A 13606-nucleotide genomic window follows, 5' to 3' on the forward strand; every position below is an offset into this window, starting at 1 on the left:
CTTAGCCCGTTTGACTTGGTCGAAAGGCAGTATTTGCCCGGCCCGGTTCGTTCTCGCCGGCTATTTGGAGCGCTCGATGCGGGTGATTCTTCTTCTGGCTTGTGCCGCCGTCTTGATTTGGGACTCCTTCGGCGCAGTGGCCGCGCAAGCCCCGCAACCACCCGTCCCGCGCGAGACCACTGTCGAGCGCCAGGTTCAGGCCCTGGCCAACCGGGACACCCAGATCGGCCTCTACCTCAACGTGCTGCCTGACTGCACGTCGGGACCGCTGCCAACCATCCGGCTGGTCAGCCCACCCACCGCCGGGAAGGTCGTGGTGAAGTCAGCGAAGGCCAAGGCCACCAATTACAAGGCCTGCCTGGCACTCGAGGTGCCCGCCTATGTCGCCTTCTACAAGGCGCCGCCCGAATTCCTCGGCGACGACGCCTTGACCCTCGAGGTCAAGTATCAGGGCGGCCGCACCGAGATTCAGAAGATCACCGTCAAGGTGAGCGGGCCGGGTAACCAACAAAAGATCTGACGGCCGGCTGCAGGCCCGAGCAGCGGCCTAGAGCGGCTCGCCGTCGGCCGTTTCCTGCTCGACATCGTGCGAGACCTCGCTCGGTCCAGTGGCCGGCTGGCCAAGCTGTACCCTATCCTCGTGACAATCGCTGATCCGGCGGGCGACCACCCGGTCCATCCGCGGCGCCTGGCCGTGGACTTCGTTGACCTCGGTATAGGCCTCGTCGCTCAGTACCGTGATGACGGTGCTGACCGGCCCCATGTAGTCGCACCGGTTGGAGAAGACGTACCTGTTGCTGATCTTCTCCGGCCTTGAGGAATGGCAATTTCCGATCGACGGCGATGAAAACGTCGCCTTCATCGCCTGGGTCGGGTCGACGCAGCGCGTCATTTCGCGCTCGAGCAGCTTTTGCCGGACGTTCGAGGGCGAGACCAATTCCAGCGTCCGCGTGAATCGCCACATCCCTTTCCGGAAGGTCGGCCCGCTGAAGCTCTCCTCGCCCGCCGCGCCGTGGGAAGCGAGCAAGGACACCGCAAGGGCGGCCACGACGCCAAGCGTGCATGCGAAGACCTTCGACTGCCCGAAGCCCTCACGCGAAGTCATTCGTTGAATCCTTATCGGCTGCACGATGCGCATCGCGTGACTTCACTTGAAGCACGCCCCACCTCACTTCATTCCAGAACACTTCACGTTAAGGTCGAGTAAATACTCGCCCTTTTGGCTGGAGTTCTCCGCAATCAAGACTCGACCCGGCGCGAAGCACGATCAAGGCCGGCTGCGGAAAACCCTCTCCGGAAAAATACGGTCCGCCCCCCCCGGAGCCCGTCGCGAAGCGGGCCCATGCGTCAGCCTCCGAGGAGCCTGACGCTGGCAAGCTGCCTTGGTTGATCAAGGGCTATTGCTGCAAACGCGCCGCAGCGGATTTCGCGGTGTTGGCAACGCCGCCATCGTCGCAGTCGCCGATCCGAGTCGCGACCACCGTGTCGGTCCTGGGATGCTCGCCGGTGCTGACCTCGTTCAGCTCGGTGTAGGCTTCGTCGCTGCGCACCGTGATCACGGTGCTGACCGCGCCCATGTAATCGCACCGATGCCCGAAAGTGTACTGATTGCCGACCTTTTCAGGCTTGTCCGAGACGCAGCTTCCGACCGGGTCTGGTGAGAAGGTAGCCTTCATGGCGAAGGTCGGGTCGACGCAGCGCGTCGTTTCCGCGTTGACCACCCGGTACTTGAAATTCTTGTTCGCGCTCTTGACGACGTCGAGGGTCCGGATAAAGCGCCACAAGCCCTTGCGAAAGCTCGGGCCGGAGAACGATTGATCGCCTTGAGCGGGCTGAGCCGCCGCTGCCCGGCCGTTCGGTTGAGGAGATGGCGTCTGCGCGTGAGCCGCAGGAACGATCATCAAGGTCAGTAGCGAACCTGCAATGGCACCACGGAAGTTCATTCCCACCCCCGATGTTCGCCCCGAAACCCGTTCGCGATGCGATCCGGCCAGGCGCTTGAAGCAGTCGCTGCGAAACGACTCAATTACCCCTCACCACTTGCAGGCCAATTGTGGCCAGTAAAGGCACGTTGTCGCAGCCGGACAGTCTTCGACTTAATTCCGTTCCACTGCAGCAAACTTGCAACACCTAACGCCCAATCCCCAGGGTGATTGACCCGATCCGCCGTGCTGCACCGGGTGGAGCGGTTTGACCTTGGAGGTTTTTTTTGCTCATTTAGCGCGAGATATTTTTTGCTCAATTACTTAGCCTATCGCCGGACGAGGGGGCACTGATGCGTATTCGGATTTGCTACATGGTCGCGGGCCTGTTGGCCTTGGGCGCAACGCTATCAGGCGCTTCCCGGCCGGCGGCGGCCGCGGACCTCGGCTTGGTCACGAAAGCACCGGTCGGCACCTGCACCGAGATCGTCTTCACCTGCGAGAATGGCCGTCAGTATCCGCTGTGCCCGCGCGCCGTGTCGGTCGAGGGCGAAGTGGTCACGGCTTCGCTGCTGACCGGTCATTCCGGCGGGGTGCATGTGCGGCTGGTGCCGATGGGCGTCGGTTATCGCTATGCCGGCCACGGCATCTGGCTCGACGGCTTCCGGGAAAATGCGCTGCTGAACTTCGGCAAGCACCACCAGGTGGCCTGCGCCATCGCGCACTGATCAAAGCCTGATCCGGAAAGCCGCGAAGCGACCGTCCCTGGCGACAAGCGCTCCGCGCTTGCGCGGAGCTCATGCCCAAACAAGACGGTCAAGCGCGTTAGCGATTCGGCCCGGTCTACTGCGCGCTCCGCGCCACCCCGACCGGGGTGACGCGAAGCACGTCATGAAGCCGGCCGCTCCTCACCCCTTGGTGCGGAGCACGACGCGCGACGATCGCGAGAACATATACGCCTTCGGATAGACGTAGACCGGGCAGTGGTCCTGCCACTGATATTGCTGCCAATTCCATTTCCAGCAGCCCGATTGGATCTGAGGCTCCTGCACGTAGTCCAGCCGGTACGGCGGATCCCCAAACGGATAGTCGCCGCATCGCGCCGCCGTCGATGACAGAACGACGATTGAAGCGGCCGCGGCAATGATCACAGAAAATGACTTGTTCATAACGCCCCTCGATCGAATGACGTGACGACGCGAGAGTGCCAAATCCGCCGGTCCTTATCAAGGTGCCGGCCGCCCGCTGCCGGCCGCCCGCGCCGCGACGCCAACCGGCCGTCTACACGGCGCGGTTTTGCGTCGGCGAGCGGCCGCCGCCATCGGCGACCAGCACCGCTCCGGTCACGAAGGACGCCTCGTCGGAAGCCAGGAACAGGCAGCATGCCGCGATCTCGGCGGGCTCGGCCATCCGTCCCAAGGCGATCCGCCGCTCGACGCCGCGAAACTCCGTCTCGGCGGTGGTGCCATTCTGGTCCGCGAGCAGCTGCATTTCATAGGCGCTCATCGGCGTCCGCACCCAGCCGGGCGCCACGGCATTGGCGCGGATGCCGTCGGCGCCGTGGGCGTAGGCCAGCGAACGCGTATAGGCGACGACGGCCGCCTTGCTGGCGGCGTAGCTTGCGCTGTCCGGGCTGGCATTGAACGCCGCAACCGAGGCGATGTTGACGATCGCGCCGCCGCGCTGCCGGAGCAGCGGCAGGGATGCCCGGCAGACCCGCATGGTTCCCGTAAGGTTGACATCAAGCGTCCTGGCCCAGACCTCGTCGGAGACGCTGGCGGGCTGATCCGGCACGATCAGGCCGGCGGCGTTGACGACGATATCGAGCCAGGCGCCGCAGGCGGCGACGGCTTTGGCAATGTCGTCCGGACGCGTGACGTCGCCGTGGACCGCCTGCCCTCCGCACTCCGCCGCGGCTGCTTGCAGTTCGGCATCGCCGAGCCCGAACAGCACGACGCGCGCGCCGCTCAATGCCAGCAGTGAAGCCGTGGCCCGGCCGATCCCTGTGGCTGCGCCGGTCACCAGCGCGGTCTTTCCGTCCAGCCGCGGCATCAGAGCATGATCCGGAAAAGTGGAAACCGGTTTTCCGAAATGATCATGCTCATTGGAGTCCCCACTGCCGTTCGACGGCAAACCCGGTCTCCGGCAGCGTCGAACCGCCGTCGACGACGATGGTCTGCCCGGTGACATATTTGGCCTCGGTGGAGGCGAGATAGAGCATCGCGCAGGCGATGTCGTCGGCGCTCCCCATGTGCCCCATCGGGATGAAGCGCTCGAGCTTTGCCTTGTTCTCCGGCGCGCTCATGGTGCCGCGGCCGGGCTTCTCGATGAAGCCGGCTTCGACGCCGTTGACCGTGATGCCGTCGCGCGCAAGCTCGAAGGCGGCGCCTCGGATGAACGCGTTGACACCGGCCTTCGCCGCCGAGTAATGCGCGCCGCCGCCCATCGCAACGCGCGCCGAGACCGACGATGTCACGAGAACGCGTCCAAAGCCGTTGGTACGCATATGCGGAATCGCAGCCTGCGCGAGCCAGATACTGGCGTTCAGATTCAGCACCAATGTCTCGTCGAGCTTCGCTTCATCGATCTCGTCAAGCGAGGCCCACGGACAACCGCCGGCATTGTGCACGACGATATCGAGCCGGCCGAATTTGGCGGCGACATCGTCAATCATCGCACGCAAGCTGCCGCGATCAAGCCGGTCGAACGGCACGCAACGCGCGGTTCGTCCGCCGTCAGCGAGTTCGCGCGCCAGTGCCTCGGCCACATCGAGCGTCCGGTTGGCGATCACCACGGTCGCACCCGCCTGCGCAAGGCGCCTGACAATGGCCGCACCGATCCCCCTGCCACCGCCGGTGACGATGGCGACCCGGCCGTCGAGATTGAACGGAAGCGCCTGCATCAGATGGCCCCCGCGCCGCGCAGCAGATCGATGAACTGCGCGAACACCGCCGTGTGCTTGTCGACGTCCCGCCCCGACGTCGCCGGACACATCAGCAGCATGGTGTGGAACGGCGTCACCAGAATGCCCTCGTTCATGTAGAACGCATGGAGCAAGGTCTCGAGATCGGGTTGCCGGCCGGCAATGACGTCGGCGCCGCTGCGTGGCGGCCGTGGCATGAACATGATCTCGCCACGCGCGCCGATCTGGGTGACATGCCAGGGCAGCCCCGCCGCCTCGATCAGCCGGCGCGCCTCCTGCGCGAGCCAGGTCGCGGTTCCGATCATCCGTTCGTAATTCGCTGAGGTCAGGACCTTCTCCAGCACTGCGCGCATGGTCGCGACCGTCAGCGCGTTGCCGGCAAGCGTGCCGCCGAAACCAAGATGCGCGGACTGCCGCTCGCGCGGATTGACGTGCGGAACAAGTTTCCAGAGCCGCTCGGCAATCTCCTCGCTCAGACCGAACACGCCGGCGGGGATGCCGCCCGCGATCGCCTTGCCGGCGACGAAGATGTCGGGCTCAAGCCCGTGGCTCTCCGTGTAGCCGCCCGGCCCGCACGACAGCGTATGGGTCTCGTCGATGATGAGCACGGTACCGGCGCGGCGGGTCAGGTCGCGCAACGCCTGGTGAAAACCGGGATCGACCGGAATCATGCCGAAATTCGTCATCAGCGGCTCGGTCAGCACGCAGGCGACATCGCCCTGCGCCAGCGCCGCTTCGAGCGCCGCGACATCGTTGAACTCGACCACCCGGCTCACGGCGTCATGATCGATGCCGTTGGGGTGGATCATGTTGCGCAAGCCGACGCGGCCGTCGCGGATCTCGACATGCGCCTCCTCGACGCCGCCATGATAGCAGCCGGAGAACACCAGCACCTTGCGCCGTCCGGTGATCATGCGCGAGATGCGGATCGCGGCGCGGTTGGCGTCGGTCGCCGACGTCGTCAAGGTCCAGTACTTCGGGCCGAAGCGACGCGACAGCTCGGCGCCGACCCAGATACTGTCTTCCGTCGGCAGCATCATGGTCGCGCCACGCTTGAGCTGGGCCAGCGCGGCTTCCGTCACTGCCTCGGGCGCGTGCCCGCACATGCCGCCGGTGTCGCCGAGGCAAAAATCGATATAGTCGCGGCCGTCGATGTCCCTGATATGCGCGCCGTGCGCCTCATCGGCATAGATCGGAAAACCGCCGGCCCAGCGCCGCATCCAGTGCGACGGGCCGCCATAGAGGTAGTGCTGCCGGCCGTCCTGCCAGGCCGCCGCCGAGCGCGGGTGCAGCGCCCGAAAACGTTCCTGCTCGGCATCGAGCAAGCGGTTCAGAACGCCTGCGCGCTCAGTAGTTGCTGATGTCATAGCGCGATCCAGGCGGTCTTGAGGTCGGTATAGGCGTCGAGGGCGTGGAGCGACTTGTCGCGTCCAAAGCCGGATTGCTTGAAGCCGCCGAGCGGCACCGTGATATCGGCGCCGCCATAGGCATTGACGTGCACGACGCCGGCCTTGATGGCGCGCACCATGCGATGCGCCGTTGACAGACTTCCGGTCCACACCGCCGATGCAAGCCCATAGGGCGTCGCATTGGCAAGTGTCGTAGCGTCCCGCTCGCCGTCGAACCGCGTGACCGCCAGCACCGGGCCGAACACCTCCTCGCGCCAGACCTCCATCGATGGCGTCACCTCGGCGAGGATCGCGGGCGCCATGAAGTTGCCGCCGCTCTCGATGCGGATCTGCTCCCCGCCGATCAGCCGCTTCGCACCCTGCGCTTCCGCGCGCGCAACCGCATTCAGGTTCTTGCGCAATTGCACCTGGCTCGAGATGGCGCCGATATCCGACGTCAGATCGAGGGGATCGCCGACACGGAGCTTGGCAGTGGCATCGAGCAGCGCATCCATGAAGCGGTCATAGATTGCGGACTGCACCAGCAGCCGTGAGCCGGCCACGCAGACCTGGCCCGAATTGCGGAAGATGCCGTTCGCGGAGACCTTGGCCGCATGCTTGATGTCGGGCACATCGGCGAAGACGATGTTGGGCGACTTGCCGCCAAGCTCGAGATGAACCCGCTTCAGGTTCGACCGCGCCGAGCATTCCAAGAGCCGCCGGCCGACCGCGCCCGAGCCGGTGAAGGCCACCACGTCGACATCCATATGCATCGCGAGCGCCTCGCCGGCCGATGCGCCGCGGCCGGTGACGACGTTGAGCACGCCGTCCGGCAGGCCTGCCTCGCTCGCAAGCTCGGCCAGCCGCAACAGCGTCAGCGACGCCAGCTCCGGCGGCTTGACCACGACCGAGTTTCCAGCGGCGAGCGCGGGACCGATCTTCCACGCTCCGATCATCAGCGGGAAATTCCACGGCACGATGACGCCGACGACGCCAAGCGGCTCGCGATGCACGAGCCCGAGCACGTCACCCGAGGTCGGCGCGATCTCGCCATACACCTTGTCGATCGCCTCGGCGTAGTACCTGACGGTGCCGGCCGCCGACAGCGGTTCGGCCTTGTAGGCCATGCCGATCTCGGTGCCGTTGTCGCGCACACCGAGCACCGCGATCTCGAGTGCGTGCTGCTCGATCAGATCGGCGAACCGCAGCAGCACCTTCTTGCGCTGCGCCGGTGCCGCGCGCGACCAGCTGCCCTGCTCGAAGGCCTGCCGCGCCCGCTTCACCGCAAGGTCGATATCGGCCGCATCGCCGTCTGCAATGGTCGTCAGCACCCGGCCGTCGATCGGCGACACCACGTCGAGCCGTACCTCGCCGATCGCCTGCGCCGGCCGTCCGCCGATGAAGAGCTGCTGGGCCGGAATTGCGGCCGAGCGTAACAGATCGATCTGGGCTTGCTGCATGCGGGATCATCATGACGGTGACAAAAGCGGCTCCCCACCGGAGACCGCTGGCATGGCGCAATCCTCGCCAAATCAAGGCTTTGGCAGCAATCAACCGATAGGTGGATGTCGCCGCGGCCGGCGCCCTCATAGCGTGATCGCACGATGGCCGAACGCCCTGCCCGCTGGGTGCAAACCAACTCGTCCACATTCCTCACGCCACCGGCGAGCCGAAGGTCATGCCCGAGATCACGCAGCCCCGTATTCTTCTGATCGGCACTGGAGACACCAAGGCCGACGAACTGCTGTTCATGAGCGCGTGCATCGCCCGCGCCGGCGGCACAACCATCATGATGGACATCAGCGTGCTCGGCGATCCGCCATACCAGCCCGCTCATGACAAGCACGCGGTGGCGTCCGCTGCGCAGACCACGATCGCGGCAATTGTGTCCAGCGGCGATGAAAACTCCGCGATGTCGCTGATGGCGATTGGCGCTGCCAATCTGGCGCGCGAACTCGCGGAGCGCGATGCCATCGACGGCGTGATTGCGATCGGCGGCACGATGGGTACCGACCTCGCGCTCGACGTCGCACAGGCGCTGCCGCTCGGCCTGCCGAAGCTGATCGTCTCGACCGTCGCCTTCTCGCATCTGATCCCGCCCGAGCGCGTCGCCGCCGATCTGATGATGATCCTGTGGGCCGGCGGCCTCTATGGCCTCAACGGCACTTGCACCGCCGTGCTGTCGCAAGCCTGCGGCGCGATCGTCGGCGCGGCAAAGAGCGCCATCAAGCCGAGCCGGGACCGGCCGGTCGTTGCGATCACCTCGCTCGGCAAGAGCTGCCTGCACTACATGGTGGAGCTCAAGCCGCAACTCGAGCAGCGCGGCTATGAAGTGGTTGTCTTCCACACCACAGGCATGGGTGGCCGTGCCATGGAGTCGATCGCAGCCCAGGGCGGCTTTGCCGCGGTGCTGGACCTCAGCCTGCAGGAGGTCGCCAATCAGCTCACCGGCTCGGTGGTCAATTCAGGCGCCGACCGGCTGGAGAATGCGGGCAGAGCCGGCATTCCGCAGATCGTCGCCCCCGGGGCGGTCGACATGGTCGACTTCCCGGCATGGCTCGGGATTCCGAACGAGCTGTCGGATCGGCCGTTCCACGCGCACAACCGGCTGCTCGCATCGGCGACATCGGGAGCCGCCGATCGCCGCCGGATCGCCCACGCGATTGCGGAGAAGCTCGCCGGCGCCAGCGCACCCGTCGCCTTTGTGCTCCCCGCCGGCGGCATCCAGCAATGGGACCGCGAAGGCGAAGCCCTGCACGATCCCGACGCCCTCGCCGCCTTTGTGGACGCGATGCGGTCGGCGGTCCGGCCGCCGGTCGAGCTGCACGAAATCAAGGACCACATCAACAGCGCGACATTCAATGAAACCGTGCTCGGCATCTTCGACCGGTGGGTCGCTGCCGGCATTGTCCGCCCCGGCCGCGGAACGGTTGCCGCATGACGCGACCGCTCGCCCAGGCGCTGGTGCTCGACTTCGGCGGTGTCATCTCGAAGACCCTGTTCGAGACCCATGACCTGACCGAGCGCGCGCTCGGGCTCGCACCGTGCACGCTGAAATGGCTCGGACCATTTGCCCCCGACAGCGATCCGCTCTGGGCCGCGATGCAGCGCGGCGAGATTTCCGAACGCGACTACTGGCTGACCCGCAGCCGCGAGGTCGGGCGCATGGTCGGCGAGGATTGGCGCGACATGGAAACCTTCGTGAAGCGCGCGCGCGGCGCCGATCCCGACACCGTGATCCGGCCCGAGGCGGTGCGCGCGATCACCCTCGCCGCCGACGCCGGGTTCCGGCTTGCGATCCTCTCGAACGAGCTCGACCTGTTCTATGGTGCGGAGTTCCGCACCCGCCTCTGCATCCTGAAGCGCTTCGACACCATCGTCGACGCGACCTATACCAGGATCCTGAAACCCGATCCGCGCGCCTATCAAAGCGTGCTGGACGAACTGGCGCTGGAAGCAGAAGATTGCGTCTTCGTCGACGACCAGCGTCGCAACATCACGGGCGCCGCCGCGTGCAACATGCGCACGGTGCTGTTTGACGTGCGCAATCCAGCCGCGTCCTACAGCGAGGCGCTGCGGCATTTCGGGCTGCAATTCGACTAAAGCGTTTTCGAGCGAAGTGGGTACCGGTTTCGCATGAAGAAAGCGCGTTAACGATAGAGAGCGATCATGCGCGACAGAAACTTCCTGGTTGAAAACAACGCCAAGCCGATCTGGCATCCGATGGCCCATCCCGCCGAGATGCGGGCGCAGCCGCCGCGGATCGTGATGAAGGGCGAAGGCGTCAACGTCACCGACATCGACGGCAACACCGTGATCGATGCCGTCGGCGGCCTGTGGAACGTCAACCTCGGCTACAGCTGCGATCCGATCAAGAAGGCGATCGCCGACCAGCTCAGCGCGCTGCCGTATTATTCGGGCTTCCGCGGCACCTCGAGCGGTCCGTCGATCGAGCTCGCCTACGAGCTCACCGAATGGTTCAAGCCGGAAGGCATGGTTCGCGCCTTCTTCACGTCGGGCGGATCGGACTCGGTCGAGACCGCGCTGCGGCTTGCGCGGCAATACTGGAAGATCAAGGGCCAGGCCGACCGCACCAAGTTCCTTGCGCTGAAGAAGGGCTATCACGGCACCCATTTCGGCGGCGCGTCGGTCAACGGCAACGCCAATTTCCGCCGCAACTATGAGCCGATGCTGCCCGGCGTATTCCATATCCCGGCGCCGTCGACCTATCGCAATCCCTTCAACGAGACCGATCCCACCAGGCTCGCGCAGCTTTGCGCGGCGGCGATGGAGGAAGAGATCGCGTTCCAGGGCGGCGACACCATCGCGGCCTTCATCATGGAGCCGGTGTTAGGGGCCGGCGGCGTGATCGTGCCGCCGGACAGCTTCATGAAGCTGGCGCGCGAGATCTGCGACCGGCACGGCATCCTGATGATCGCCGACGAGGTCGTCACCGGGTTCGGGCGCACCGGCGCATGGTCGGGTTCGCGTCTGTGGGGCGTCAAGCCTGACATGATGACGATGGCCAAGGCGATCACCTCGGGCTATTTCCCGCTCGGCGCGACGCTGATCGGCGAGCAGGTCGCGGAAACCTTCGAGACTGATACGACCGCGTTCGGTTCGATCGGCCATGGCTACACGTATTCGGGCCATCCGGTCGGCTGCGCCGCGGGCCTTGCCGCGCTCGCCGAGACCCGCCGCCTCAAGCTTGACGAGAATGCCGCCGCGCGCGGTGAGGACCTTGCGCATGCGCTGGCCGCGCTCAAGGCCAAGCACCAGCTGGTCGGCGACGTCAGGGGCAAGGGCCTGATGGCCGCGCTCGAGCTGGTCGCCGATCGCGACAGCAAGAAGCCCGCCGACAAGAAGACGATGGCGAAGGTGGCAGATAGCGCCTACGAGGCCCGCGTGATGCTGCGCGTCTCGGGCAACAACCTTATCCTGTCCCCGCCCCTGATCCTCACCTCATTGGATGTGAAGGCGATCGCCGATGGGATCGACGCCGGCCTCTCAGCGGTCGGCTGACAGCGCACTGACACAGGCCATGGCACGCTCGAACAGCGCGCCATCCGCCTTGTCGCGGTCGAGGCAATCGGCGAGCGATGCCACCGACATTCTCTGATCGGTGCAGAAGATCCGCATGAAGTCGGCCGCGAGCGCGACCTTGTGCGGCGTGGATTGGCGCTGCCAGTCGCCGCTGCTCAAATAGAGCAAGGACGCATCTTCAGCGCCGATTTCGGCCGCCGCGCCCCACGCGACCGGCTGCGCCGCCAACAACGCCAGCAGCGCGCCGGCCACCGCTCCCGTGCGATGCACACGGCCACTCATTTGGTGTCCTTGGTGGTATCCTTGGCATTCACCATCGGCGGCACGTCGAGCGCGGGATTGCGATCGAAGAAGTTGAACGGACGGAGCCGGAAGCCATGCCAAAGGCCCGGCATGACCGGCCAATCCTCGGCGCGCGGCACGTGGCGGAAGCCGACCGTGTACCACAGCACGAGGTCGCGGTCCTCGATCGGCCGCTTTGCGGCGGTCCATTTCGGCAAGCCATCGACCTCAGGATTCTCGTTCGGGTACATGCCTGCGGCATATCTCTCGTCCTTGGCGTAGGCCGAGGTCCATAGCGTGTAGGCGCTGAAGCCCGCGCGCAGCTGGATCGGATCGTCCTTGGCGAGCAACGAGACGTCGGAGTGTCCGGGCATCAGCTGATAGCTGGTGCGATAGCCGCGGCTGTTGGTCTTGCCCGTACTTTCGATCCTGAACTGCGCCGCGCTCAGCGGCGTCGTGATCGGCCCTTCGGTCGCGACCGGCCTGGTGTCGACCTGCCAGAGGCTCTTGCGTTGGCCCTCATCCAGCCGGCGGACGCTGAAACGATCCTCGACCAGCCGGTTCGAGGTGCCGTCGACGTCCATGTCGATCCGGAATGTCATGTAGTGATCGTGATTGACGGCCAGCAGCCGCTCGTCGACCAGCGTCCCGTAGGCCGTGTCCTGCTTCGCCGTCGGATCGCTCAAGGTCCGGCTCGCCACGCCCTTGGTTGCATCGATGCCGTAGGCGCCGAGCCGCACGTCGATGTTGCCGGCGCGGTCGAACACGTAGTCCACCAGATAGTCGTAATTGCCGACCACCGGCGCCATCCGCACCACCAGCTCATTGTTCGGCCGCACCTCGGCGGTGTTGTTGATGAGCTCGCTGTGGCGCCAGATCGGATCGCCGGTCGGGCGCTCGAAGATGCAGACCGCGCCCTTGGAGACAACCGGCATGCCCTTGGTGTCCGAGATCGTCAGATCGAGGAAATGCGCGCCTTCGGGGCAATCGATGCCGCGCAGCAATTCGCTGGAGAGCACGCCAAAACCGTATTCGCCGATATCCATATAGGCGCGGAACGACCAGGTCGGCGCCGGATCCATATAGGGCACGAACATCTCGCTCGCGGATATCTGATAGGCGATGTCGCGGAACGTGCCGTGGTCGTCGTAGCGGATCAACGACAGCACCGCGCCGACGCGCGGCTCGAGACGGACATGGAACGACCAGTTGTCCCAGTGGACCTGGCCGCCCTCCACCTTCACATTGCTGCCCTCGGGCGCGGTGATCTCGATCGGCTTCGGCGGCTTGCGGTATTTTCCGGAGTCGGCGTAGGCGTGCGACGGCGTCTGCGGCGGCGGCGGCACCACGCCGAGATCGGTCACCGACAGCACCGTCCTGCTCTTGAGATCGACCTGCGCGACCAGATTCTCGATCGGCTTGCCCCAGAGATTGTTGGCGGCGCCGGTCGTGTCGACACAGGGAACGTTGAGCAGGCGGCGGCCTTTCAGGGCCGGGTCGCTCACCGGACCGACCGACAGCGGCAGGCACATGACGTTGCGGAAATCGGTGATGCCGCGCTTGGCCATCGCGGCGATCCAGCGCGGGTCCTGCTTCGGCAGATCACCGGCCGACATCAGCTCGTCGGTGGTCAGTGCGGCCTCGTGATCCCTGATCTCATCCAAGCCAAGCAGGCTGCGTGCGGCAAGATCGATATGCGCTTCATAGAGATGTCCACTACTCAGCAGCGTCGCATTCGCCCGCCGCGCGAAGGGTTGTCCGGGCTTCCACGCCCGCACCTCGTCCTTGGGGTCCTCGTCGACGGTCATGGAGACGACCCGCGCCGCATCGTCGAGCTTGCCGGCGCCGCGGAGGATCTCGGTGACGGAACGGATTTCGTCCGTTGTCAGCCCATCCATCGGGTGCGTCGCGGCCGCCTGCGGCCACATCCTGCGCTCGGCCTGCGCCGGTAGCGGCGCCGCCATCGTCATCGCAACCAGGCCGGCCAATGCCGATCCGCATCCCCGGAATACCAGAGCCATCACGCCCTCCACTCAAAATCAGAACGG

At 65.6% G+C, this 13606-nt stretch carries 14 protein-coding genes; 5 read left to right on the forward strand and 9 right to left on the reverse strand.

Features of this window, described 5'->3' with window-relative positions; genetic code table 11:
- The first annotated feature begins 76 nt into the window (after positions 1-76).
- Positions 77-520 carry a hypothetical protein gene (locus AAFG07_RS26620; protein ID WP_224924351.1) on the forward strand — a complete coding sequence of 148 codons (444 nt, stop codon included), beginning with the start codon at positions 77-79 and terminating at the stop codon, positions 518-520.
- Positions 521-547: 27 nt separating this feature from the next.
- Here AAFG07_RS26620 and AAFG07_RS26625 read toward each other — a convergent pair whose 3' ends face one another.
- Both AAFG07_RS26625 and AAFG07_RS26630 read right to left on the reverse strand, forming a co-directional pair.
- Positions 548-1105 carry a DUF3617 family protein gene (locus AAFG07_RS26625; protein ID WP_342722801.1) on the reverse strand — a complete coding sequence of 186 codons (558 nt, stop codon included), beginning with the start codon at positions 1103-1105 and terminating at the stop codon, positions 548-550.
- Between the two features lie 292 nt (positions 1106-1397).
- The gene (locus AAFG07_RS26630; RefSeq protein ID WP_342729249.1) at positions 1398-1943 is read right to left on the reverse strand and encodes a hypothetical protein; all 546 of its coding nucleotides are present in this window, start codon (positions 1941-1943) and stop codon (positions 1398-1400) included.
- A 332-nt stretch (positions 1944-2275) separates the two neighbouring features.
- Between AAFG07_RS26630 and AAFG07_RS26635 the strand changes: the two genes are divergently transcribed.
- Complete coding sequence (locus AAFG07_RS26635; RefSeq protein WP_342722802.1) at positions 2276-2650, forward strand: hypothetical protein; 375 nt, start codon at positions 2276-2278, stop codon at positions 2648-2650.
- 180 nt (positions 2651-2830) lie between these two features.
- Here AAFG07_RS26635 and AAFG07_RS26640 read toward each other — a convergent pair whose 3' ends face one another.
- From AAFG07_RS26640 to AAFG07_RS26660, 5 genes are all read right to left on the reverse strand, one after another.
- The gene (locus tag AAFG07_RS26640) at positions 2831-3091 is read right to left on the reverse strand and encodes a hypothetical protein (protein ID WP_342722803.1); all 261 of its coding nucleotides are present in this window, start codon (positions 3089-3091) and stop codon (positions 2831-2833) included.
- Positions 3092-3203: 112 nt separating this feature from the next.
- Entirely contained in the window at positions 3204-3974 is a 771-nt protein-coding gene (locus tag AAFG07_RS26645; RefSeq protein ID WP_342722804.1) for an SDR family oxidoreductase, read from the reverse strand.
- 49 nt (positions 3975-4023) lie between these two features.
- Entirely contained in the window at positions 4024-4824 is an 801-nt protein-coding gene (locus tag AAFG07_RS26650) for an SDR family oxidoreductase (protein ID WP_342722805.1), read from the reverse strand.
- Positions 4824-6212 carry a transaminase gene (locus AAFG07_RS26655; protein WP_342722806.1) on the reverse strand — a complete coding sequence of 463 codons (1389 nt, stop codon included), beginning with the start codon at positions 6210-6212 and terminating at the stop codon, positions 4824-4826. The genes AAFG07_RS26650 and AAFG07_RS26655 overlap by 1 nt, the downstream gene beginning before the upstream one ends.
- Positions 6209-7693 carry an aldehyde dehydrogenase gene (locus tag AAFG07_RS26660; RefSeq protein WP_342722807.1) on the reverse strand — a complete coding sequence of 495 codons (1485 nt, stop codon included), beginning with the start codon at positions 7691-7693 and terminating at the stop codon, positions 6209-6211. The genes AAFG07_RS26655 and AAFG07_RS26660 overlap by 4 nt, the downstream gene beginning before the upstream one ends.
- 218 nt (positions 7694-7911) lie before the next feature.
- Here AAFG07_RS26660 and AAFG07_RS26665 point away from each other — a divergent pair, with 218 nt between their 5' ends.
- The 3 genes from AAFG07_RS26665 to AAFG07_RS26675 all read left to right on the forward strand — a co-directional run bounded on the left by AAFG07_RS26665 (position 7912) and on the right by AAFG07_RS26675 (position 11255).
- A complete protein-coding gene (locus AAFG07_RS26665; protein WP_342722808.1) occupies positions 7912-9174 on the forward strand; it encodes a Tm-1-like ATP-binding domain-containing protein in 1263 nt (420 codons plus the stop codon).
- A complete protein-coding gene (locus tag AAFG07_RS26670; RefSeq protein WP_342722809.1) occupies positions 9171-9836 on the forward strand; it encodes an HAD-IA family hydrolase in 666 nt (221 codons plus the stop codon). Before AAFG07_RS26665 ends, AAFG07_RS26670 begins: the two co-directional genes overlap by 4 nt.
- Before the next feature lie 66 nt (positions 9837-9902).
- Positions 9903-11255, forward strand: coding sequence for an aminotransferase class III-fold pyridoxal phosphate-dependent enzyme (locus AAFG07_RS26675; protein WP_342722810.1), 1353 nt, complete (start codon positions 9903-9905; stop codon positions 11253-11255).
- Here the strand turns inward: AAFG07_RS26675 and AAFG07_RS26680 are convergent.
- Both AAFG07_RS26680 and AAFG07_RS26685 read right to left on the reverse strand, forming a co-directional pair.
- On the reverse strand, positions 11241-11558 hold the full coding sequence (locus AAFG07_RS26680) for a hypothetical protein (RefSeq protein ID WP_342722811.1): 318 nt from the start codon (positions 11556-11558) through the stop codon (positions 11241-11243). The genes AAFG07_RS26675 and AAFG07_RS26680 overlap by 15 nt on opposite strands.
- On the reverse strand, positions 11555-13579 hold the full coding sequence (locus tag AAFG07_RS26685; RefSeq protein WP_342722812.1) for a tyramine oxidase: 2025 nt from the start codon (positions 13577-13579) through the stop codon (positions 11555-11557). Before AAFG07_RS26685 ends, AAFG07_RS26680 begins: the two co-directional genes overlap by 4 nt.
- Positions 13580-13606 lie beyond the last annotated feature (27 nt).

It is taken from the genome of Bradyrhizobium sp. B097, from assembly GCF_038957035.1.
Classification (GTDB): domain Bacteria; phylum Pseudomonadota; class Alphaproteobacteria; order Rhizobiales; family Xanthobacteraceae; genus Bradyrhizobium.

What these genes read in the sequence shown, in the direction of transcription:
- AAFG07_RS26620 (WP_224924351.1), top strand. Translation starts at nt 77, where the DNA reads ATGCGGGTGATTCTTCTTCTGGCTTGTGCCGCCGTCTTGATTTGGGAC.
- AAFG07_RS26655 (WP_342722806.1), bottom strand. Translation starts at nt 6,212, where the DNA reads ATGACATCAGCAACTACTGAGCGCGCAGGCGTTCTGAACCGCTTGCTC.
- AAFG07_RS26675 (WP_342722810.1), top strand. Translation starts at nt 9,903, where the DNA reads ATGCGCGACAGAAACTTCCTGGTTGAAAACAACGCCAAGCCGATCTGG.
- AAFG07_RS26635 (WP_342722802.1), top strand. Translation starts at nt 2,276, where the DNA reads ATGCGTATTCGGATTTGCTACATGGTCGCGGGCCTGTTGGCCTTGGGC.
- AAFG07_RS26670 (WP_342722809.1), top strand. Translation starts at nt 9,171, where the DNA reads ATGACGCGACCGCTCGCCCAGGCGCTGGTGCTCGACTTCGGCGGTGTC.
- AAFG07_RS26645 (WP_342722804.1), bottom strand. Translation starts at nt 3,974, where the DNA reads ATGCCGCGGCTGGACGGAAAGACCGCGCTGGTGACCGGCGCAGCCACA.
- AAFG07_RS26665 (WP_342722808.1), top strand. Translation starts at nt 7,912, where the DNA reads ATGCCCGAGATCACGCAGCCCCGTATTCTTCTGATCGGCACTGGAGAC.
- AAFG07_RS26625 (WP_342722801.1), bottom strand. Translation starts at nt 1,105, where the DNA reads ATGACTTCGCGTGAGGGCTTCGGGCAGTCGAAGGTCTTCGCATGCACG.
- AAFG07_RS26650 (WP_342722805.1), bottom strand. Translation starts at nt 4,824, where the DNA reads ATGCAGGCGCTTCCGTTCAATCTCGACGGCCGGGTCGCCATCGTCACC.
- AAFG07_RS26630 (WP_342729249.1), bottom strand. Translation starts at nt 1,943, where the DNA reads ATGAACTTCCGTGGTGCCATTGCAGGTTCGCTACTGACCTTGATGATC.
- AAFG07_RS26660 (WP_342722807.1), bottom strand. Translation starts at nt 7,693, where the DNA reads ATGCAGCAAGCCCAGATCGATCTGTTACGCTCGGCCGCAATTCCGGCC.
- AAFG07_RS26640 (WP_342722803.1), bottom strand. Translation starts at nt 3,091, where the DNA reads ATGAACAAGTCATTTTCTGTGATCATTGCCGCGGCCGCTTCAATCGTC.
- AAFG07_RS26680 (WP_342722811.1), bottom strand. Translation starts at nt 11,558, where the DNA reads ATGAGTGGCCGTGTGCATCGCACGGGAGCGGTGGCCGGCGCGCTGCTG.
- AAFG07_RS26685 (WP_342722812.1), bottom strand. Translation starts at nt 13,579, where the DNA reads ATGGCTCTGGTATTCCGGGGATGCGGATCGGCATTGGCCGGCCTGGTT.